Source organism: Pseudomonas fulva (assembly GCF_023517795.1).
Taxonomy (GTDB): domain Bacteria; phylum Pseudomonadota; class Gammaproteobacteria; order Pseudomonadales; family Pseudomonadaceae; genus Aquipseudomonas; species Aquipseudomonas fulva_D.
The window spans coordinates 461418-482649 of sequence record NZ_CP082928.1 but is presented as its reverse complement, the minus strand read 5'-3'; the positions used below and the strand labels follow the sequence as shown (position 1 = coordinate 482649).

Here is a 21232-nt window from a genome sequence, read left to right as displayed (position 1 = left end):
GGGTTGGCGCCTAAACAAGAAAGGTGGTGCGGACGTCGCTGGATGTCATTGCCGCGCCCATGAGGATTCACCATGACTGCCACAACGAACGAAGTTGTCCGTCAACCGTTCTACAAAATGCTCTACGTCCAGGTGCTGTTCGCCATCACCGTGGGCATCCTGCTCGGCCATTTCTACCCGGAAACAGGCGTCGCCCTCAAACCGCTCGGCGATGGTTTCGTCAAGCTCATCAAGATGGTCATCGCGCCCATCATCTTCTGTACCGTGGTCAGCGGCATCGCCGGCATGCAGGACATGAAGGCAGTCGGCAAGACCGGCGGCTACGCGCTGCTGTATTTCGAGATCGTCTCCACCATCGCCCTGATCATCGGTCTGGTCGTGGTCAACGTGGTGCAGCCGGGTGTCGGCATGCACGTCGATCCAAGCACCCTGGATGCCAGCAAGATCGCTGCCTATGCCCAGGCAGGTGAAGCGCAGAGCACCATCGGCTTCCTGCTCAACGTGATCCCGGCCACCGTGGTGGGGGCGTTCGCCAACGGCGACATCCTCCAGGTGCTGTTCTTCTCGGTGATCTTCGCCTTCGCCCTGCAGCGCATGGGTGAGTTCGGTCGCCCGGTGCTCGAGTTCATCGATCGCATTGCCCACGTCATGTTCGGCATCATCAACATGATCATGAAGGTCGCGCCCATCGGTGCCTTCGGTGCCATGGCCTTCACCATCGGTCAGTACGGTGTCGGCTCGCTGGTGCAGCTGGGCCAGCTGATGCTGTGCTTCTACATCACCTGCTTCTTCTTCGTGCTCATCGTGCTGGGCGGCATCTGCCGTGCCCACGGCTTCAGCGTCCTGCGCCTGATCCGCTACATCCGCGAAGAGCTGATGATCGTGCTGGGTACCTCGTCGTCCGAGTCGGCGCTGCCGCGCATGCTGACCAAGATGGAAAAACTCGGTGCCAACAAGTCGGTCGTCGGCCTGGTGATTCCTACCGGTTACTCCTTCAACCTCGACGGTACCTCGATCTACCTGACCATGGCCGCGGTGTTCATCGCCCAGGCCACCGACACCCCGATGGACATCACCCACCAGATCACCCTGCTGCTGGTGCTGCTGGTCGCCTCCAAGGGTGCTGCTGGCGTGACCGGTAGCGGCTTCATCGTGCTGGCTGCCACCCTGTCCGCCGTCGGCCACCTGCCGGTTGCCGGCCTGGCGCTGATCCTGGGTATCGACCGCTTCATGTCCGAAGCCCGCGCGCTGACCAACCTGGTCGGCAACGGCGTGGCCACCATCGTGGTCGCCAAGTGGTGCAAGGAGCTGGACGAAGACACCCTGCAGCGCGAGCTGGCTTCCGGTGGCCGTCCGGAAGTGGTTGCCGTGCCTGCCGACAACGCTGGCAAGGTTTCCTGATACCGATGTCGTCGACCTTCCCGTGAGGGAAGGTCACCTGGCCCGCCCACTCGGCGGGCTTTTTTTATGGGCGGACGAAAACCGGCGTGCTGCTGGCACCTCGCCTTTAGGCCACCTGTTCTATTGAGCCGGGCCCGGTCCTGCAGGAGCATTTCCGGGCGGGCGGTGTGTCGTGAGCTGGCAAGCGGCGATGCGCTGCTCATCAATCCTGGATCGATGGAGAGGTTTCCATGAAAAGCATGAAGAAGATGGGTTCGCGCCGTTTGGGGCTGGCGGCAGCATTGCTCGCGGGTATCGCATTCAGCGGCACTGCCAGCGCCTGGACGTTCGAGCATGGCTGGAGCTGCCAGAACAAGTGGTACCAGATGGGGCTGATCGAACTGATTGCCTGCGGTGGCGGAGGCGAGGGCTGATCCGCCTGGCGCCGGGCCGCGATATCCGGCCTGGCAATGCCTGTCCTGAAGCCCGCCGTGAGCGGGCTTTTTCACGCCTGGAGGCGTTGATGGCGCGTCCTGCAGGGGGCGTCGCCAGAGGCAGTACGCCGTGACGGGTCGGACTTGTGCAGGTGAGTCGGCTGTGGTCGGCGGACTGTTCGCGTGGGGCGTCGCTGGATCGACGCGGGAAACGGATACGCAGGAGCCGAAACGAAAAAACCGGCCACGAGGGCCGGTTTTTCTGGGATTGGTCGGAGAGACAGGATTCGAACCTGCGACCTTCTCGTCCCGAACGAGACGCGCTACCAAGCTGCGCTACACTCCGAATTCGCCAAATTCTACTCAAAAACTTTTGCAGCACAAGGGGTTAGCAAAAATTTTTAATCGGGGCGCCGCACCTGGCAGGCGCCCGCGAGACGGGCAGGGCGCTTACAGCTCCTTGACGGTACGAACCTGGTCCTTGTTGACCTTGGTGCGCTTGCCGTCCAGCTGCTCGAACTCGTAGAAGCCGGTGTCGTCGTCGAAATCGGGACGATCGACAGTCTGGATCTCACGGCCGTCGTTGAGGGTGATCACCGATGGCGTGGAACAGCCTGCCAGGGTAACCAGGCCGAGGGCGAGTAGGAATGCAGCGGTTGTCCGTTGCTTCATGGCATGTCTCCTTAAGTCGAGGCAGAGTGATTACCTTGGCTCAGACGGGTAGGCCGAGCCCAAGTTCCACCCTATTTATCCACCCGAGGCTGCCATGCCGCAAGCGTTCAGCCAAGCAGGTCCGGGGAATTGAGGTTGCTCAGGCGTGGGTCCTTGCTTGCGCAGGGCAGCGCAGCGGGATCGTGGGCACGCAGCCAGCGCTGGGTGCTGCGCTCACCAGCCTGCCAGGCCTGTTCCAGTGAAGGCAGCAGGCGGCGGGGGATGACCGCGAACAGCGGCTCCCAATAGCCGGCGCGCTGGGCCATCACCGGCCGATCCTCGGCCAGGGCCAGCAAACGCTCGACCAGCGCGCGGTCGACCCGCGGGGCGTCGCAGGGCAGCACCAGCAGCAGGGGATGACGGGCGACCTGCAGGGCTGCGCGGATGCCGGCCAGGGGACCGGGATAGTCGGCGCTGTCGTCAGCGACCAGGCGATCGGCATAGGCGGCATAGGCCTGCTGGTTGCGGTTGCAGGAGATGATCAGGTCATCGGTCAGCGGCCGTACCACCTCGTGCAGCCATGCGATCATGGGTCGCGCCTGCCAGGGCACCAGGCCCTTGTCCAGGCCGCCCATGCGCTGGCCGCGGCCGCCTGCGAGCAGAACCACCGAGAAGGGCTGGGGCGAGGCTGGGGCGGGCATGGCAGGGTCTCCGGAGGTGGCGCTGTGGTATAACACCGGCCTTTGTAGACGACAACTGGAAGCCTGCCATGAGCCACAAGGCCGATGCGCCATTCGTGCCCCTGAATATCGCCGTATTGACGGTCAGCGATACCCGCACGCTGGAAACCGACACCTCCGGGCAACTCTTCGTCGATCGCCTGAAAGCCGCAGGCCATAATCTCGCCGAGCGGGTGCTGCTCAAGGACGACCTGTACAAGATCCGCGCCCAGGTCGCCACCTGGATCGCCGAAGACGTGGTGCAGGTGGTGCTGATCACCGGCGGCACCGGCTTTACCGGCCGCGACAGCACACCGGAAGCGGTGGCCTGCCTGCTCGACAAGCAGGTCGATGGCTTCGGCGAGCTGTTCCGGCAGATCTCCACCGCCGATATCGGCACCTCGACCATCCAGTCCCGGGCGCTGGCGGGCCTGGCCAACGGCACCCTGGTGTGCTGCCTGCCGGGCTCGACCAATGCCTGCCGCACCGGCTGGGACGGCATCCTCGCCGAACAGCTCGACGCGCGCCATCGCCCGTGCAACTTCGTGCCGCACCTGAAACTCGCTGCGCCTTGCGAGAGCCGCGGATGAGCGAGGCGCATTCCCCGTTGATGCCGGTGGAGCAGGCGCTGGCTCGCCTGCTGGAACTGGCCGAGGCCCGTCCGATCACCGAGCACGAAGTGGTCGATCTGGCCGCTGCCGACGGTCGCGTGCTGGCCGAGCCGATGGTCGCCGGCCTGGACCTGCCGCCCTGGCCGAACAGCGCCATGGACGGCTACGCGTTGCGCTTGGCCGACTGGCAGGGCGAGGCGCTGCCGGTCAGCCAGCGCATCCTTGCCGGCATGGCGCCCGACCCGCTGCAGCCCGGCAGCTGCGCGCGCATCTTCACCGGCGCACCGGTGCCCGAGGGCGCCGATACGGTCGAGATGCAGGAGAACGTCAGTGTCGCCGACGACGGCCGGGTGCATTTCCATCAGCCGCTCAAGCTGGCGCAGAACATCCGGCCCCAGGGCCAGGAAAACCGCAAGGGCGAGACGCTGCTGGCTGCCGGTACGCGGTTGGGGCCCATCGAACTGGGGCTGGCGGCGTCCATCGGCCTGGCGCACCTGCCGGTACGGCGTCGGCCGCGGGTGGCGGTGCTGTCCACCGGTGACGAACTGGTCGAGCCCGGCCATGGGCTGGGCGCCGGGCAGATCTACAACAGCAACCGTTACCTGCTGGTCGCCTGGCTAAAACGTATGGGCTGCGAGGTCGTCGATGGCGGCATCCTGCCGGATGATCTGGAGCGCACGCGCCAGGCACTCGGTGAACTGGATGACGTCGACCTGATCCTCTCCACTGGCGGCGTGTCGGTCGGCGAGGCGGACTTTCTCGGCATCGCCCTGCGTGAAGCCGGCGAACTGGCGTTGTGGAAGCTCGCCATCAAGCCCGGCAAACCGCTGACCGTCGGCGAGTTCCGCGGTCGCCCGGTCATCGGTTTGCCGGGTAACCCGGCCTCCACGCTGGTGACCTTCGGTCTGTTGGCGCGCCCCTATCTGCTACGCCGCCTCGGCGTGCAGAAGGTCGAACCGCTGGGCTTCCCGGTGCCGGCAGGCTTTACCTGGGCCAAGCCGGGCAAGCGCCGCGAGTTCCTGCGCGCGCGGCTGGAGAATGGCCGCGTGGTGCCGTATGCGAACCAGAGTTCGGGGGTGTTGCGCAGCGCTGCCTGGGCCGAGGGGCTGGCGCAGGTGCTGGAAGGCACCACCCTCGCCGAAGGTGACCTGGTGCGGTTCATTGCAATGAGCGAACTGCTCGGCTGAGGCGCAGGGCCGGCAGTCTGCTAGCCGATGACGGCGAGCGTGATTATTTCGCTCGCGCGTTGTCTGGATAAGCAGCACTGTCTTCAATCCCCTTTCCGGAGCCGTTATGCAAGAGCGTAAAGCGCTGTTGATCCTTCATGGTAAGCAGTCCCTCAACGACGAGGTACGCGCTGCGGTCAGCAGCCAGCGTGAGCGTGGCTGGGATCTGGCCGTGCGGCTCACCTGGGAGGCGGGCGATGCCCAGCGTCTGGTCGCCGAGGCCCTGCAGGCGGGCTACCCGACGCTGATCGCCGGAGGCGGTGACGGCACCTTGCGTGACGTCGCCGAAGCCATGGCCAAGGCCGAAAGCGACGCCAGCCTGGTCTTGCTGCCGCTGGGAACCGCCAATGATTTCGCCCATGCGGCGGGCATACCGCTGACGCCCGCCGACGCGCTGGCGCTGCTCGATACCCCCGCGCAGCCGATCGACCTGGGTGAGGTCGATGATGAGTTGTTCCTCAATATGGCCACGGGGGGCTTCGGCTCCAACATCACCGCCAATACCTCCGAAGATCTCAAGCGTTTCCTGGGCGGGGCGGCCTACATGCTCACCGGCCTGACCCGCTTCGCCGAAGTACGGTCGGCCTTTGGACGCTTCAAGGGCCCCGATTTCCAGTGGGAGGGCGATTTTCTCGCCCTGGGCATCGGCAATGGCCGGCAGGCCGGTGGCGGGCATGTGCTGTGCCCCCACGCCCGGGTGAACGACGGCTTGCTGGACGTGTGCATCGTGCCGGCCGCTTCCGATGTGGTCGGCACGCTCGGCACGCTGCTGTCCGGCGGCCTCAAGGGCATCGAGGGCGTGGCGATCAGCGCGCGCCTGCCGTGGCTGGAGATCGATGCCCCGGAAGGCCTGGACCTGAACCTGGATGGCGAGCCGCGTGGCGGGCATCGTCTACGCTTCGCGGCAAGGCCCCAGGCGCTGCGCCTGCATTTGCCGGAGCATTCGCCTTTGCTGCGCGACTGACCGGCGGGTACTGGTGTAGTGCCGCGCGCTGGTGCAAGATGGCGTTGCGCCATGCCGCCTACAGTAATTGCACGACTGGCCGATAGCTTCATACGAACACCACGCCTCACAGGAGCGAATAATGGCCGGTATTCTCGACACCGTTGATCAACGGACGCAGCTGGTAGGCGAGAACCGCCTGGAAATTCTGATGTTCCGCCTGGCGGGCCGGCAGCTGTTCGCCATCAACGTGTTCAAGGTGCAGGAAGTGCTGCACATGCCCAAGCTGACCTTGATGCCGCACCGCCATCGTTTCGTCTGTGGGGTGATCCATCTGCGCGGCCAGACCCTGCCGGTGATCGATCTGTCTCAGGCCATCGGCATGCGGCCGATCGTCCCGGATGAGCGCAGCACCATCATCGTCACCGAGTACAACCGCTCGATCCAGGCATTCCTGGTCGGTGGCGTCGACCGCATTCTCAACCTCAACTGGGAATCCATCCTGCCGCCGCCGGGTGGTGCAGGGCGTCAGCATTACCTGACGGCCATCACCAAGGTCGACGACCAACTGGTGGAGATCATCGACGTGGAGAAGGTGCTGGCCGAGATCGTGCCCTACGACACGCGCATCTCTGGTGACCGCCTGGCCGATCCGCTGCTGGAAAAGGCCCGCGGCCGCGAGGTGCTGCTGGTCGACGACTCCAGCGTGGCCCTGGCCCAGCTGCGCGATACCCTGTCGCAACTGGGCATCAAGCTGCATGTCGCCACCGATGGCCTCAAGGGCCTGCAGATGCTCAAGGGCTGGGCCGATGCCGGTGAAGTCATCACCGACAAGCTGCTGATGATGTTCACCGACGCCGAAATGCCGGAAATGGACGGCTACCGCCTGACCACCGAGATTCGCCAGGATCCGCGCCTGCGTGACCTGTACGTGGTGCTGCACACGTCGCTGTCCGGCAGCTTCAACGATGCCATGGTCAAGAAGGTGGGCTGCGACAATTTCCTCTCCAAGTTCCAGCCGGACAAGCTGGTGGATGTGATTCGTCAGCGTCTCGCTCTAGACGAAAAGTAGAGCGCTGTCGGCTTGAGCCCCGACGGCGGTTTGCGTATAACCGCCGTTTCGCTCAAGTCAGGACGCCGAGCCATGCACCTCTCCGCGCTGTACCGTTTCCCCCTCAAATCCGCCATGGGTGAATCCCTGCCCAGCCTGCAGCTCGACGGCCTGGGTGTGGCCGGCGATCGCCGCTGGATGTTCGCGGATGCGCAAACCGGGCGGTTCATGACGCAGCGCACCTTTCCCCACCTGAGCCAGTTGCAGGCACGCTGGAATGCGGCTGGCGGCCTGACCCTGGAAGCGCCTGGCATGCCGGTGTTGCAGGTGGCGCTGCCGGAGCCGGACCAGGCGCTGCGCGGGGTGATCATCTGGCGCGATACCCTGCAGGTACCGGATGCCGGCGACGAAGCGGCCGCCTGGGGCAGTGCGTTCATGGGCAAGGCGTGTCGCCTGGTGCATGTGCCGGCGGCGCGGGCGCGTTTCATCGAAGGCAACCTCAGCGGTGACGAGAAGGTCGGTTTCGCCGACGGCTTTCCGTTGCTGCTGATCGGCCAGGCCTCGTTGGACGACCTGGTGGCAAGGGTCGGCCGCCCCCTGGAGATGCTGCGTTTTCGTCCCAACCTGGTGGTGCAGGGCAGCGAGCCCTATGCCGAGGACGGCTGGAAGCGTATCCGTATCGGCGCTGTCGAGTTCACCCTCGCCAAGCGCTGCTCGCGTTGCGTGATCACCACCATCGACCCGCGCACTGGAGAGCGCAGCGCCGACCGTGAGCCGCTGACCACCCTGCGCAGCTACCGCCAGGGCGAGGGCGGCATCCTGTTCGGACAGAACCTGATCAACCATGGCGGCGGCGAGCTGCAGGTCGGGATGCCGATCGAGGTGCTGGAATAGGCTTCTGAGCCACAAGCCACAAGCCACAAGCCACAAGCCACAAGCCACAAGCGAATGGCGATTACCTGTGCTTGAAGCTTGCCGCTTGCCGCTGCCTTACTGGTCGAAATAACGCTCGTGCCAGCCCACCAGGGGCTGGGGCGCATTGAGCTTGTCGCCGTAGATCACCGCGTAGGACAGCACGTTCTGCACGTACTGGCGGGTCTCGTTGAAGGGAATGTTTTCCACCCACACGTCATAGGCCAGGTGGTCGGCGCCGCGCAGCCACTGGCGCACGCGGCCGGGCCCGGCGTTGTAGGCGGCCGAGGCCAGCACCCGGTTGCCGTTGAACTGGCCGTAGATCTGGCTCAGGTAGGCGGCGCCCAGCTGGATGTTGACGCTGGGCAGCAGCGCGTTGTTCGGGTTGCTCAAGGGAATGCCGAACTTGCGTGCGGTCTCCTTGGCGGTGGCGGGCATCACCTGCATCAGGCCCATGGCGCCGACGGGGGACTTGGCGTCGGCCATGAAGCCGCTTTCCTGGCGGGTGATGGCGAATACCCAGCTCGAGTGCAGGCCGCGTTTCTTGGCCTCGGCGGTCAGCGGTTCGCGATGGGCCATGGGGAAGCGGATGTCCAGATCATCCCAGTACTTGGCCTGGCTGATGGTGCGGATCGCCGGGAAATACCACTGCATGTCATAGGCCAGGCGCGCCTGGGCGACCAGTTCGTCGCGGTCGAAATGGCGGCTGGCGTGGTACCACTCGCGACGGCCTTCGACGATCTGGCCGCGGTCGTGGAATTCCATGGCGCGGCGGATACCCGGCGCGTTGCGCACCTTGTTGATCACCGCCGGACTCAACTGCAGGGGCGCGTTCTTCAGGTAGTAGGGTTCCTTGACCTGATCGGCGGCCATGAAACCGTAGAAGTCGCGCTCCTTGGCCAGCTCGTGGAACAGCGGCTGGGCGGCCTTGCCGTTGGGCTGGGCCAGTTGCAGGCTGCGCGCCTGCCAGTAGCGCCAGCGGTTGGTGCTGGCCAAAGACTCGGGCATGCGGCTGATCAGCTTGTAGGCGTCGTCCCAGCGGCCCAGGCGCAGCAGCAGGCGGGCGCGCCACTCACTGACGGTGTCGTCGCGCAGGTTGGGGTCGTACTTGGCCATCACGTCGAGCGCGCGCGGGTCGAAGCGGCGCGCCAGGGTCAGGCCGATCTCGTTGGCGATGGCGACCTTCTCCTGCTCGGAAAAGCGCATGCGCTGCGAGTAGCCTTCGAGCAGGCTCAGGGCCTGTTCCGGGTCCTGGCGGGCGAGGCGGCGCAGGCCGAGGCTGACCACGTCGCCCATGGCGTCGTCGGCCGGCGTGAAGCGTGCGGTCTGGGTGAGCATCTGCGGTTTCTGGGCGACGTCCACGAGCAGCTTGCCGTGGTTGCTCAGGGTCGGCAGGTCCTTGCTCAGAAAGGTCGCCAGGCTGTAGTTGCGCGCTTCGGCGGCCAGTTTGGCGCGCTGCCAGCGGCGTTGTTCGGTCAGTTGGCCTTCGGCGGCCCAGCGATCGAACAGGCGGTCACAGGCTTCGGGCTGGGATTTGCCGACCAGCCAGAGTTTTTCGGCCGTGGCATAACCTTCGGCGGTCTGGCCCTGGGCCAACTGGCGCTGGCCGTTCAGGCAGTCCAGCTCGGTGAAGTTCAGCCCCGGGTCGTAGTACTTGGCGAAGGTCTGCCATTCGCCACGCTCGGCGAGCCAGCGCAGCCAGCGCAACTTCATCCAGCTGGCCTGGGGCAGGTCACCGTGGGCGGCGAGAAAGCCTTCGATTTCCTGGTTGCTGGCCGACTTCAGGCGGGCGGTCAGCTCGTCATAGGCCAGGTAGGGCGTCAGCGGGTAATCGCGCAACGCGCTGGCGTAGCGTTGGTAAGGCCCCTTGTCGCCCTTGGCGAGTGCAGCCTTGGCCTCGTCGTAGTACTGACGCTGCTGCTGCAGGCTCGCGGCCTGGCTGAGCGTGGAGGTGGCGGCGCAAAGGATCAGGCAGGACAGCAGACTGGGCAAACGACAGCGCATGGCACTTCCGGGGTCATCTCGTGAGCGGGCGCGACCTGGCTGGTGCCGGTCGCCTGATGTGCCCTTGGGGCGGCGTGCGCCGCGGCGATGCGGGCATCTTCAGGCGCGGCGGCAATGGTCGCTAGCTTAGCCTTTTGCCGGCGTGCCGCGAAAGGGCCGCCGGTGCCTGGCGCATGTCTGTTTATGTCACATCGATGGCCGGCGGCCGAGGCCGACAGACGCCGAGGGTCTTCTCGGTTAGAATACGCGCCCGTTTTTGGCTGGCGCGTGCCGGCCAGATCAGTTTCGTGGTCGGCAGCAGCGAGCCCCAGGTCGCGCCCCAGGCTTTCGCCCACCACTCCTGCGTATTGTCGAGGCAACCCTGATGACCCTGCTCAAGTTCACCGATGTTTCCCTGGCCTTTGGCGCCATGCCGCTGCTGGACAAGGTGTCTTGGCAGATCGCCCGCGGCGAGCGGGTGTGCATCATCGGCCGTAACGGCACCGGCAAGTCGAGCATGCTCAAGCTGGTCAACGATCAGCAGAAACCCGACGACGGTGCCATCTGGCGAGCGCCGGGGCTGAAGATCGGCGAACTGCCCCAGGAGCTGCCGGTGGCCGATGGCCGCACGGTGTTCGATGTGGTCGCCCAGGGCCTCGACGGCGTGGGTGATCTGCTTGCCCAGTACCATCACCTGGCGCAGAACTGCGTGACCGAAGAAGACCTGAACAAGCTCATGCACGTGCAGCAGGAGCTGGAGGCGAAGGATGGCTGGCGTCTGCAGCAACTGGTCGACAGCACCCTGAGCCGCCTGCAGCTGCCGGCCGACAAGACCCTGGCCGAGCTTTCCGGTGGCTGGCGCCGTCGCGTGCTGCTGGCCCAGGCGCTGGTCAGCGAGCCCGACCTGTTGCTGCTCGACGAGCCCACCAACCACCTGGACATCGGCGCCATCGCCTGGCTCGAAGAGGCCATCAAGGATTTCCAGGGCGCCGTGCTGTTCATCACCCACGACCGGGCCTTCCTGCAGAGCCTGGCCACGCGCATCCTCGAGCTGGACCGCGGCGGCCTGATCGACTGGAACGGCGACTACGCCAGCTTCCTGGTGCACAAGGAGGCCGCGCTGGCCGCCGAAGAAACCGCCAATGCGCTGTTCGACAAGAAACTGGCCCAGGAAGAGGTGTGGATCCGCCAGGGCATCAAGGCTCGTCGTACCCGTAACGAAGGTCGCGTGCGCGCCCTCAAGGCGCTGCGCGTCGAGCGCAGCGAGCGTCGTGAGCGCACCGGCAAGGCCAATATCCAGCTGGATGTGGCGGACAAGTCCGGCAAGCAGGTGATGGTGCTGGAGAACGTCAGCTTCGCCCATCCGGGCGGCCCGCTGCTGATCAAGGATTTCTCCATGGTGCTGCAGCGCGGCGACCGCATCGGCCTGCTCGGCGCCAACGGCACGGGCAAGACCACGCTGCTCAAGCTGATGCTCGACGGCTTGCAGCCGACCGCCGGCAAGGTGGAGCAGGGCACCAAGATCGAAGTGGCCTACTTCGACCAATTGCGCCACCAGCTCGATGTGGAAAAGACCGTCATCGACAATATTTCCGAAGGCCGCGATTTCATCGAGATCGATGGCCAGAATCGCCATGTGCTGAGCTACCTGGGCGACTTCCTGTTCAGCCCGCAGCGTGCCCGCACGCCGGTCAAGGCGTTGTCCGGGGGGGAACGTGCCCGCCTGCTGCTGGCCAAGCTGTTCAGCAAGCCCGCCAACCTGCTGGTGCTCGACGAACCGACCAACGACCTCGACGTGGAAACCCTGGAGTTGCTCGAGGAAGTGCTGTCGAACTTCAAGGGCACCGTGCTGATGGTCAGCCACGACCGGGCCTTCCTCGACAACGTGGTGACCAGCACCCTGGTCTTCGAAGGCGAGGGCAAGGTGCGTGAGTACGTCGGCGGCTACCAGGACTGGTTGCGCCAGGGCGGCTCGCCGCGCCTACTGGGCGTGGGCGAGAGCAAGTCGGGCAAGGCCGAGTTGGGTTCGGCCATCGTCGAAACGCCCGTGGCCGAAGCGCCGGTCGCCGAGACTGCCGCTGCTGCACCGACGGCCAGGAAGAAGCTCAGCTACAAGCACCAGCGCGAGCTGGACGCCATGCCCGAAATGATCGATGCCGCCGAGCAGGCGATTGCCGCCCTGGAGGCGAAGATTGCCGATCCGGCGTTCTATCAGCAGCCGGCCGAGCAGACCGCCGCGGTGCTGGCGCAGCTGCAGGAAAAGCAGCAGGAGCTGGAACAGTTGATCGAGCGTTGGGCTGAGCTGGAAGGCTAAAAAGCGAGGGCGCCGCGCGGGAAGGATCGGATGCGATGACGCCGGGCCAGTGCCCGGCGTCATCTGCCGGGGCTGATCAGGCCGAAGGCTTCTTGAGGCTTACGGCCAGGACGTCGCACGGTGCACCATGCAGCACGTCGTTGGCGGTGGAGCCGAGCAGCAGGGCCAGGCCATGGCGGCCATGGCTGCCGACGATGATCAGGTCGCAGTGCTGTTCGGCGGCCAGGCGGTGGATTTCCTGGCGCGGTTGGCCGTAGGCCAGGTGGCGGCTTTCGGCGCTGAGTTGCGGGTATTTGATGGCAAAGGCGTCGAGGCGCTCCTTGGCCTGTTCGAACTGCTGCTGTTGCAGCATCGACAGGTCCATCGGCACGTCACCGCCGAAGGCCATGGCCATCGGCTCGACGATATGCACCACGGACAGCTTGGCCTGTGTGCTGCCGGCCAGAGCCTGGGCGCGCTTCATTACCGGGTCGCACTCCTCGGTCAGATCGACGGCGACCAGAATGTGCTGGTAGGACATGGGTTGTCTCCTTACAAGGGTGACCAGTGATTTCAAGTATGGCTGGTTTGAGCATTTACCACAGGTTGCGCAGTCGAGATAGAACTTATGACGGGATGGATCGTTCTGGGCCTGCTGGTCCTGGCCCTCAGCCCGCTGGTCTGGCTGGTGCCGTCGCGTCGCCAGCGCGGGCAGATGGACGTGCGCCTGCAGGCGCGGCGCCTGGGCCTGGCGATGCAGCTGGCCCGCGAGGAATGGCCGTACTGGCTGGGCAAGACGCCGCCCAACCCCTGCCCGCAGTACCACAGTCCACGCCCCCGTGGGCGCCAGGACAGTTGGTGCTACTGGCAGCGCGAGCCGGGCCAGTGGCTGAACAAATGGCAGGAGCCCTGCACGGACGTGGCGCTGGCCGCGCAACTGGCAACGCTGCCGGCCGACGTCTACAAGGCCGAGGCCACGCCGCAGATGATCGCGCTGTTCTGGGGGGAGCGGGCCCAACCCGAAGCCTTGCCGGCGATCGCCGACTTTCTCAAGGCCCGTGCCTGACTCAATTGTCGAGCCGGCGCCGCACCCGCTCATGAAGCGCCGCCCGGCTGCGCGTACAGCGTGTCGACGTCCGCCAGGCTGCGGATGATGCTGTCCGAATACTTATTGACCAGGAAGGGCACGCTCTTTTCGTTGTAATTGCGCAGCGAGCCTTCGATATAGCGCCATTTGGTCGCCACGCCGTCGAGCGTGGTGTTGATCGCCGCGCTGTTGCCTGCCTGGTTGCGCAGCGCAGCCAGGCGCATGGAAAAGTCGCCGACCAGTTCCTCGATGGGCCGCTCGCTGCTGTCGCCCGAGAAGCTGGCCCCCACCGAAGCGCTGCGCGCCGCGTAGTTCACCGCGATGCTCTGCATCAGCACGCTGAGTTCGCGGGTGGCCGCCATCTGCTCGCTGATGGCGTTGCCATCCATGCGGTGCAGCGCCTCGTAAAGCGCCTGGGCCGTTTCCAGTACCTGACGGTTACGGGCAGCCAGGTCCGCGACCGGCTGCAGGTCCGTGTAGCCCTGCTTCTGCAGCGCCGCCATCAAGGTCGTCAGTTCTCCGTCGTAACGCTGCCATTGTCGCTGCAGTTGCGTCTGCAGGCGGGCGGCGCCCACGTCGGCCAGGTTGGCCAGCTTGCCGAGCTGCTCGTGCGCCTGCTGGCGGGAGGCGTCGATCATTCGTGCATAGCGCTGGTCGCCTTCCATGCTGTTGTACATGTAGAAGTCGCCCAGGCTTTTCTGGATGGCGAGATGGAAGGTCTGCAGGTGCTTGAGGTCGCCGGTGGTGTTGGCGAAGGCCGCTGTGGGTATCAGCAGGGCAGCAAGCAGAAGGGCACGCAGAGAGACGGCACGCAAGTGAGTTGGCATGCGGGAACCTCGGTGTAGGCGCTCGTTCTTGTTGTTTTTGGTCATTCGGTGGCAGCCGAATGGCCGCGACTCTACCCTTGGCCCGGGGTTTTGGCTAGCGGTCACGAACGGGCCAGCGGCACCTGCCGAATGATGGGATATCGACGCGGATGATCGGCTTTTCGCTACCCGGGCATGTGACTGTATGGTCTGCGTAGTGCCGGCCGCACCTGGCTACATAACGTCGATTGACAATCGCAGGCTTTTCCGTGAAGGTGTGTTCACCCAAATCAAACGGGCGTATGAATTGAGTGTTTGTCTTGTCGGCAATGCCCAATTCAGTCCGATACCGCATCGGTGGGTAGCCGATTTTCGTCTACGTTGTCTGGTGGCGTGAGTCAGCCGGTTGGCTCCGGTGTGTACTGTTCAGATTCCCTTAGCGTGGAGATCAGTTGATGATTTACGAAGGTAAAGCCATCACGGTTAAGGCTCTTGAAAGCGGCATCGTCGAACTCAAGTTCGACCTCAAGGGTGAGTCCGTCAACAAGTTCAATCGTCTGACCCTCAGCGAACTGCGCCAGAGCGTCGATGCGATCAAGGCCGATGCCTCGATCAAGGGCGTGATCGTCAGCAGCGGCAAGGACGTGTTCATCGTCGGCGCCGATATCACCGAGTTCGTCGAAAACTTCAAGCTGCCCGAAGAGCAGCTGGTTTCCAGCGGTCTGGAAGCCAACAAGATCTTCAGCGATTTCGAAGACCTGAACGTACCCACCGTGGTCGCCATCAACGGCATCGCCCTCGGTGGCGGCCTGGAAATGTGCCTGGCCGCCGACTACCGGGTGATGGCCGAAGGCGCCAAGATCGGTCTGCCCGAGGTCAAGCTGGGTATCTACCCGGGCTTCGGCGGCACCGTGCGTCTGCCGCGCCTGATCGGTACCGACAACGCCGTCGAGTGGATCGCCTCGGGTAAGGAAAACCGCGCCGAGGAAGCCCTCAAGGTCGGCGCCGTGGATGCCGTGGTCGCCGCTGACAAGCTGCAGGCCGCCGCCCTGGACCTGATCAAGCGCGCCATCTCCGGCGAGCTCGACTACAAGGCCAAGCGCCAGCCCAAGCTGGAGAAGCTCAAGCTCAACGCCATCGAGCAGATGATGGCCTTCGAGACCGCCAAGGGTTTCGTCGCCGGCCAGGCGGGTCCGAACTACCCGGCGCCGGTCGAAGCGATCAAGACTATCCAGAAGGCCGCCAACTTTGGCCGTGACAAGGCCCTGGAAGTCGAAGCCGCCGGTTTCGCCAAGCTGGCCAAGACCTCGGTGGCCGAGAGCCTGATCGGCCTGTTCCTCAATGACCAGGAGCTGAAGAAGAAGGCCAAGGCCCATGACGCCATCGCCCAGGACGTGAAACTGGCTGCCGTGCTCGGCGCCGGCATCATGGGCGGCGGCATCGCCTACCAGTCGGCCTCCAAGGGCACGCCGATCCTGATGAAGGACATCCGCGAGGAAGGCATCAAGATGGGCCTGAACGAGGCCTCCAAGCTGCTCGGCAAGCGCGTCGAGAAAGGCCGCATGACCACCGCGCAGATGGCCGAATCGCTGAGCGCCATTCGCCCGACCATGTCCTATGGCGACTTCGGCCATGTCGACATCGTCGTCGAAGCCGTGGTCGAGAACCCCAAGGTCAAGCAGGCCGTGCTGGCCGAGGTCGAGGCGGCGGTCAAGGAGGGCACCATCCTGGCCTCCAACACCTCGACCATTTCCATCAGCCTGCTGGCCAAGGCTCTCAAGCGCCCGGAAAACTTCGTCGGCATGCACTTCTTCAACCCGGTGCACATGATGCCGCTGGTCGAAGTCATCCGCGGCGAGAAATCCAGTGACGAGGCGGTGGCCACCACCGTGGCGTACGCCAAGAAGATGGGCAAGAACCCGATCGTGGTCAACGACTGCCCGGGCTTCCTGGTCAACCGCGTGCTGTTCCCGTATTTCGGCGGCTTCTCCAAGCTTTTGAGCTTCGGTGTCGACTTCGCCCGTATCGACAAGGTCATGGAGAAGTTCGGCTGGCCCATGGGCCCGGCCTACCTGTCCGACGTGGTCGGCATCGACACCGGCCACCATGGCCGTGACGTGATGGCCGAAGGTTTCCCGGACCGCATGGCCGTGGAAGGCCGTACCGCGGTCGACGTGATGTACGAAGCCAACCGCCTGGGCCAGAAGAACGGCAAGGGCTTCTACGCCTACGAGACCGACAAGCGCGGCAAGCCGAAAAAGGTCAGCGACCCCGAGGCCTACGAGTTGCTCAAGTCGATCGTGGCCGAGCAGCGTGAGCTGAGCGACGAGGACATCGTCAACATCATGATGATCCCGCTGTGCCTGGAAACCGTGCGCTGCCTGGAGGACGGCATCGTCGAGACCGCCGCCGAGGCCGACATGGGCCTGATCTACGGCATCGGTTTCCCACCCTTCCGGGGGGGGGCGCTGCGTTACATCGACAGCGTCGGGGTTGCCGAATTCGTGGCCCTGGCCGACAAGTACGCCGATCTGGGCGCGCTGTATCAGCCGACCGAGAAACTGCGTGAAATGGCCAAAAACGGCCAGACCTTCTTTGGTTAATCGCGCAACGATTGGAGCGAGAGTGAATTTATGAGCCTGAATCCAAGAGATGCAGTCATCGTCGACTTCGGCCGGACCCCAATGGGTCGTTCCAAGGGCGGCATGCACCGTAACACCCGTGCCGAAACGATGTCGGCGCAGCTGATCAGCAAACTGCTGGAGCGCAACGCCAAGGTCGACCCCAAGGAAGTCGAGGACGTCATCTGGGGTTGCGTCAACCAGACCCTGGAGCAGGGCTGGAACATCGCCCGCATGGCCTCGCTGATGACCCAGATCCCGCACACCAGTGCCGGGCAGACCGTCAGCCGCCTGTGCGGCTCGTCGATGAGCGCGTTGCACACCGCCGTGCAGGCGATCCAGACCGGCAATGGCGATGTCTTCGTGGTCGGCGGCGTCGAGCACATGGGCCACGTCGGCATGATGCATGGCGTCGACCCGAACCCGCACCTGTCGCTGTACGCCGCCAAGGCGTCCGGCATGATGGGCCTGACCGCCGAGATGCTGGGCAAGATGCACAACATCAGCCGCGAGGCCCAGGACAAGTTCGGCGTGCGTTCGCACCAGCTGGCCCACAAGGCCACGGTCGAAGGCAAGTTCAAGGACGAGATCATCCCGATGCAGGGCTTTGATGAGAACGGCTTCCTCAAGGTCTTCGACTACGACGAGACCATTCGTCCGGAAACCACCCTGGAAAGCCTGGCCAACCTCAAGCCCGCGTTCAACCCCAAGGGCGGCACCGTCACTGCGGGTACGTCGTCGCAGATCACCGATGGCGCCTCCTGCATGATCGTCATGAGCGCCCAGCGTGCCCAGGATCTGGGCATCCAGCCGATGGCCGTGGTGCGCGCCATGGCCGTGGCCGGCGTCGACCCGGCGATCATGGGCTACGGCCCGGTGCCGTCCACCCAGAAGGCGCTCAAGCGCGCCGGCCTGACCATCGATGACATCGATTTCGTCGAGCTCAACGAAGCCTTCGCCGCCCAGGCATTGCCTGTGCTCAAGGACCTCAAGCTGCTCGACAAGATGGAAGAGAAGGTCAACCTGCACGGTGGCGCCATTGCGCTGGGTCATCCGTTCGGTTGTTCCGGGGCGCGTATCTCCGGTACCCTGCTGAACGTGATGAAGCAGAACAACGGCACCTTCGGCGTGGCCACCATGTGCGTCGGCCTCGGCCAGGGCATCACCACGGTGTTCGAGCGCATCTGAGGATTCGCCTGGACTGCTGCGTTATATAAAGGTGGCGCAGCGGTTCTTTCCAATCCGCTGTACAGGTTGCACAACCGGGGCTTCTGCCCCGGTTTTTGTTTTTTGGCGCTCCGGCAAGTGGGGAGGCCAGCGGGGCGGATCGTCGGACACTTGCCGAGGTCGTTCCTTCGTATCGGACGAAAAATTTTCCAGGAAATTGAATGATGTCGCTGCAACCCGGTCTCTACCGTCATTACAAAGGTCCCGAGTACCGTGTGCTGGGCGTGGCCAGGCACTCGGAGAGCGAAGAGGAAGTGGTCGTCTACCAGGCGCTGTATGGCGAATTCGGCCTCTGGGTGCGACCGCTGGCAATGTTCACCGGCGAGGTGGAACTGGACGGCGAGCGGGTTCCACGCTTTGCTTTGGTCGAGGCCGAAGCGAGCGTTTTCAGTCGCCCCTGAGGGCACCTCAGGAAGCGGTCGCCCTTGACCTTGCCTTGACCGCCACTATATATAGCGGGGCCAAAGCTGAACGCAGGGCAATCGCAGGTGTGCAAAAGCACCTCTCTGGTCCGCGGCAGCACCACGCTTCTCGCGTTCGCTCCATCGAGCGGGCGCCTTCATCGTCGATGCGTTACGCGTCGACTCGATACGCCCAACAGTGTTTTCAGGCGCCTGTCGCCGTTCACCTACCGAATTTCAGGAATTTTCCAATCCATGGGTAAATCGCTGGTCATCGTGGAATCCCCGGCCAAGGCCAAGACCATCAACAAGTACCTGGGCAGCCAGTACGTGGTGAAGTCGAGCATCGGCCATATCCGCGACCTGCCCACCAGCGGCGGGGCGGCTACCAAGGAACCTGCCAAGCGCGGCAAGGCAGCGGCAGGCGAGGCGCCGGCGCTGTCGCCGAAGGAAAAGGCCAAGCGCCAGCTGTTCGCGCGCATGGGCGTCGACCCGGAGCACGGCTGGAAAGCCAAGTACGAAATCCTGCCCGGCAAGGAGAAGGTGGTCGAGGAACTGCGCCGCCTGGCCAAGGAAGCCGATACCATCTATCTCGCGACCGACTTGGATAGAGAGGGGGAAGCCATCGCCTGGCACCTGCGCGAATCCATCGGTGGCGATGACAGCCGCTACAAGCGCGTGGTGTTCAACGAGATCACCAAGAAGGCCATCCAGGAAGCGTTCTCCGCCCCGGGCGAGCTGGACATCAACCGCGTCAACGCCCAGCAGGCGCGCCGCTTCCTGGATCGCGTGGTGGGCTACATGGTCTCGCCGCTGCTGTGGGCGAAGATCGCCCGTGGCCTGTCGGCCGGCCGCGTGCAGTCGGTGGCCGTGAAGCTGGTGGTCGAACGCGAGAAGGAAATCCGCGCCTTCGTGCCCGAAGAATATTGGGAAGTGCACGCCGACCTCGGTACTGCCAAGGACGCCCAGGTGCGCTTCGAAGTGGTGCGCGAGAACGGCGCCGCCTTCAAACCGCTGAACGAAGCCCAGGCCACGGCCGCGCTGGCGACTCTCAAGGCGTCGAGCTACAGCGTCGCCAAGCGCGAGGACAAACCGACCAGCAGCAAGCCGACCGCGCCGTTCATCACCTCCACCCTGCAGCAAGCGGCCAGCACGCGCCTGGGCTTCGGGGTGAAGAAGACCATGATGATGGCCCAGCGTCTCTACGAGGCCGGCTACATCACCTACATGCGTACCGACTCGACCAACCTGTCGGCCGATGCCATCGAGATGGTGCGTGGCTTCATCGACAGCGAGTACGGCAGCAAATACTTGCCGCAAAAGCCCAACTACTACTCGAGCAAGGAGGGCGCCCAGGAGGCGCACGAGGCGATCCGACCTTCGGACGTCAACCTGCGACCGACCCAGCTGTCCGGCATGGAGCGCGACGCCGAGCGCCTGTACGAGCTGATCTGGCGCCAGTTCGTGGCCTGCCAGATGCCGCCGGCCGAATACCTGTCGACCACCGTGACCGTCACCGCCGCGCAGTTCGAGTTGCGCGCCAAGGGCCGTATCCTCAAGTTCGATGGTTATACCCGTGCCCAGCCGCAGATGAGTAAGCCGGGCGACGACGCCGTGCTGCCGGAAATGAAGGAGCGCGAGTCGCTCAAGCTGATCAAGCTCGACCCCAGCCAGCACTTCACCAAGCCGCCGGCGCGCTACTCGGAAGCCAGCCTGGTCAAGGAAATGGAAAAGCGCGGTATCGGCCGTCCGTCGACCTATGCAGCGATCATTTCCACCATCCAGGATCGCGGCTACGTGGCCCTGCACAATCGCCGCTTCTATTCCGAGAAGATGGGCGACATCGTCACCGAACGCCTCAGCGAGAGCTTCGCCGACCTGATGGACTACGGCTTCACCGCCGGCATGGAAGAGAATCTCGATGACGTCGCCCAGGGCGAGCGCGAGTGGAAGCACCTGCTCGACGAGTTCTACGGCGACTTCAAGAAGAAGCTCGAAGTGGCCGCCGACGGCGACAACGGCATGCGCGCCAACACGCCGACCCTGACCGATATCCCGTGCCGCGAATGTGGCCGGCCGATGATGATCCGTACCGCCTCCACCGGTGTGTTCCTCGGTTGCTCGGGCTACGCCCTGCCGCCGAAAGAGCGCTGCAAGGCCACCATCAACCTGGTGCCGGGCGACGAGATCGCCGCCGATGACGAGGGCGAGTCGGAATCGCGGGTGCTGCTGGGCAAGCATCGCTGCCCGATCTGCGCCACGGCGATGGACGCCTACCTGCTGGACGAGACCCGCAAACTGCATATCTGCGGCAACAACCCGGATTGCGCGGGCTATGAAATCGAGCAGGGCCAGTTCCGCATCAAGGGCTATGAGGGCCCGAGCCTGGAATGCGACAAGTGCGGCAGCCAGATGCAGCTCAAGACCGGCCGTTTCGGCAAGTTCTTCGGCTGTACCAACAGCGAATGCAAGAACACCCGCAAGTTGCTGCGCAACGGCGAGCCGGCGCCACCCAAGATGGATGCGGTGAAGATGCCGGAGCTCAAGTGCGAGAAGGTCGAGGACACCTACGTGCTGCGCGATGGCGCGTCGGGGCTGTTCCTGGCTGCCAGCCAGTTCCCGAAGAACCGCGAAACCCGGGCACCCCTGGTACTCGAGCTGTTGCCGCACAAGGACGAGATCGATCCGAAGTACCACTTCCTGTTCGATGCGCCGGCGCGCGATCCGGAAGGCCGTGCGGCGGTGATCCGCTACAGCCGCAAGACCAAGGAGCAATACGTACAGACCGAGGTGGACGGCAAGCCCACTGGCTGGAAGGCGTTCTTCGACGGCGGCAAGTGGAAGGTCGAAGACAAGCGTTGATCCGTGCTCGGTGCGCGTCATGCGC

General features: G+C 64.5%; 18 protein-coding genes and 1 tRNA gene. 13 read left to right on the top strand and 6 right to left on the bottom strand.

Annotated features, from left to right (window positions below; all coding sequences use genetic code 11):
• Positions 1 to 72: 72 nt before the first annotated feature.
• Together K8U54_RS02065 and K8U54_RS02060 are read left to right on the top strand one after the other, a co-directional pair.
• Positions 73 to 1401, top strand: coding sequence for a dicarboxylate/amino acid:cation symporter (locus K8U54_RS02065; RefSeq protein WP_249908656.1), 1329 nt, complete (start codon positions 73 to 75; stop codon positions 1399 to 1401).
• Positions 1402 to 1631: 230 nt separating this feature from the next.
• Positions 1632 to 1814, top strand: a complete 183-nt coding sequence (locus tag K8U54_RS02060; RefSeq protein WP_249908655.1) for a hypothetical protein — start codon at positions 1632 to 1634, stop codon at positions 1812 to 1814.
• Between the two features lie 269 nt (positions 1815 to 2083).
• On the opposite strand, the gene K8U54_RS02055 is transcribed toward K8U54_RS02060, so the two are convergent.
• From K8U54_RS02055 to mobA, 3 genes are all read right to left on the bottom strand, one after another.
• Positions 2084 to 2160: transfer RNA gene (locus tag K8U54_RS02055), tRNA-Pro, on the bottom strand.
• 104 nt (positions 2161 to 2264) lie between these two features.
• Positions 2265 to 2486: a YgdI/YgdR family lipoprotein gene (locus K8U54_RS02050; protein WP_070886848.1), complete on the bottom strand. Its 222-nt coding sequence runs from the start codon at positions 2484 to 2486 to the stop codon at positions 2265 to 2267.
• Between the two features lie 107 nt (positions 2487 to 2593).
• Entirely contained in the window at positions 2594 to 3166 is a 573-nt protein-coding gene (gene mobA, locus K8U54_RS02045) for a molybdenum cofactor guanylyltransferase MobA (RefSeq protein ID WP_249908654.1), read from the bottom strand.
• Positions 3167 to 3234: 68 nt separating this feature from the next.
• On the opposite strand from mobA, the gene moaB reads away from it, so the two are divergent.
• The 5 genes from moaB (at position 3235) to K8U54_RS02020 (ending at position 7909) form a co-directional block, all read left to right on the top strand.
• A complete protein-coding gene (gene moaB / locus K8U54_RS02040) occupies positions 3235 to 3774 on the top strand; it encodes a molybdenum cofactor biosynthesis protein B (RefSeq protein WP_013792019.1) in 540 nt (179 codons plus the stop codon).
• Positions 3771 to 4982, top strand: a complete 1212-nt coding sequence (locus K8U54_RS02035) for a molybdopterin molybdotransferase MoeA (protein WP_249908653.1) — start codon at positions 3771 to 3773, stop codon at positions 4980 to 4982. Before moaB ends, K8U54_RS02035 begins: the two co-directional genes overlap by 4 nt.
• A 106-nt stretch (positions 4983 to 5088) precedes the next feature.
• Complete coding sequence (gene yegS, locus K8U54_RS02030) at positions 5089 to 5985, top strand: lipid kinase YegS (RefSeq protein WP_249908652.1); 897 nt, start codon at positions 5089 to 5091, stop codon at positions 5983 to 5985.
• Between the two features lie 121 nt (positions 5986 to 6106).
• The gene (locus K8U54_RS02025; protein ID WP_249908651.1) at positions 6107 to 7036 is read left to right on the top strand and encodes a chemotaxis protein CheV; all 930 of its coding nucleotides are present in this window, start codon (positions 6107 to 6109) and stop codon (positions 7034 to 7036) included.
• A gap of 72 nt (positions 7037 to 7108) precedes the next feature.
• Positions 7109 to 7909 carry an MOSC domain-containing protein gene (locus K8U54_RS02020; protein WP_249908650.1) on the top strand — a complete coding sequence of 267 codons (801 nt, stop codon included), beginning with the start codon at positions 7109 to 7111 and terminating at the stop codon, positions 7907 to 7909.
• Positions 7910 to 8005: 96 nt separating this feature from the next.
• Here K8U54_RS02020 and K8U54_RS02015 read toward each other — a convergent pair whose 3' ends face one another.
• Complete coding sequence (locus K8U54_RS02015; protein WP_249908649.1) at positions 8006 to 9931, bottom strand: transglycosylase SLT domain-containing protein; 1926 nt, start codon at positions 9929 to 9931, stop codon at positions 8006 to 8008.
• A gap of 364 nt (positions 9932 to 10295) precedes the next feature.
• Here K8U54_RS02015 and K8U54_RS02010 point away from each other — a divergent pair, with 364 nt between their 5' ends.
• The gene (locus K8U54_RS02010; RefSeq protein WP_249908648.1) at positions 10296 to 12224 is read left to right on the top strand and encodes an ATP-binding cassette domain-containing protein; all 1929 of its coding nucleotides are present in this window, start codon (positions 10296 to 10298) and stop codon (positions 12222 to 12224) included.
• A gap of 76 nt (positions 12225 to 12300) precedes the next feature.
• On the opposite strand, the gene K8U54_RS02005 is transcribed toward K8U54_RS02010, so the two are convergent.
• Complete coding sequence (locus K8U54_RS02005; protein ID WP_249908647.1) at positions 12301 to 12744, bottom strand: universal stress protein; 444 nt, start codon at positions 12742 to 12744, stop codon at positions 12301 to 12303.
• Positions 12745 to 12831: 87 nt separating this feature from the next.
• Between K8U54_RS02005 and K8U54_RS02000 the strand changes: the two genes are divergently transcribed.
• Positions 12832 to 13269 carry a hypothetical protein gene (locus K8U54_RS02000; RefSeq protein WP_249908646.1) on the top strand — a complete coding sequence of 146 codons (438 nt, stop codon included), beginning with the start codon at positions 12832 to 12834 and terminating at the stop codon, positions 13267 to 13269.
• Positions 13270 to 13298: 29 nt separating this feature from the next.
• On the opposite strand, the gene K8U54_RS01995 is transcribed toward K8U54_RS02000, so the two are convergent.
• Entirely contained in the window at positions 13299 to 14117 is an 819-nt protein-coding gene (locus tag K8U54_RS01995; RefSeq protein ID WP_249908645.1) for a hypothetical protein, read from the bottom strand.
• Between the two features lie 434 nt (positions 14118 to 14551).
• On the opposite strand from K8U54_RS01995, the gene fadB reads away from it, so the two are divergent.
• From fadB to topA, 4 genes are all read left to right on the top strand, one after another.
• Positions 14552 to 16699, top strand: coding sequence for a fatty acid oxidation complex subunit alpha FadB (fadB, locus tag K8U54_RS01990; RefSeq protein ID WP_249908644.1), 2148 nt, complete (start codon positions 14552 to 14554; stop codon positions 16697 to 16699).
• A gap of 30 nt (positions 16700 to 16729) precedes the next feature.
• Complete coding sequence (gene fadA / locus K8U54_RS01985) at positions 16730 to 17905, top strand: acetyl-CoA C-acyltransferase FadA (RefSeq protein ID WP_070886860.1); 1176 nt, start codon at positions 16730 to 16732, stop codon at positions 17903 to 17905.
• Between the two features lie 203 nt (positions 17906 to 18108).
• The gene (locus K8U54_RS01980) at positions 18109 to 18345 is read left to right on the top strand and encodes a DUF1653 domain-containing protein (protein ID WP_249908643.1); all 237 of its coding nucleotides are present in this window, start codon (positions 18109 to 18111) and stop codon (positions 18343 to 18345) included.
• Between the two features lie 255 nt (positions 18346 to 18600).
• Positions 18601 to 21207, top strand: coding sequence for a type I DNA topoisomerase (topA, locus tag K8U54_RS01975; protein ID WP_249908642.1), 2607 nt, complete (start codon positions 18601 to 18603; stop codon positions 21205 to 21207).
• Positions 21208 to 21232 lie beyond the last annotated feature (25 nt).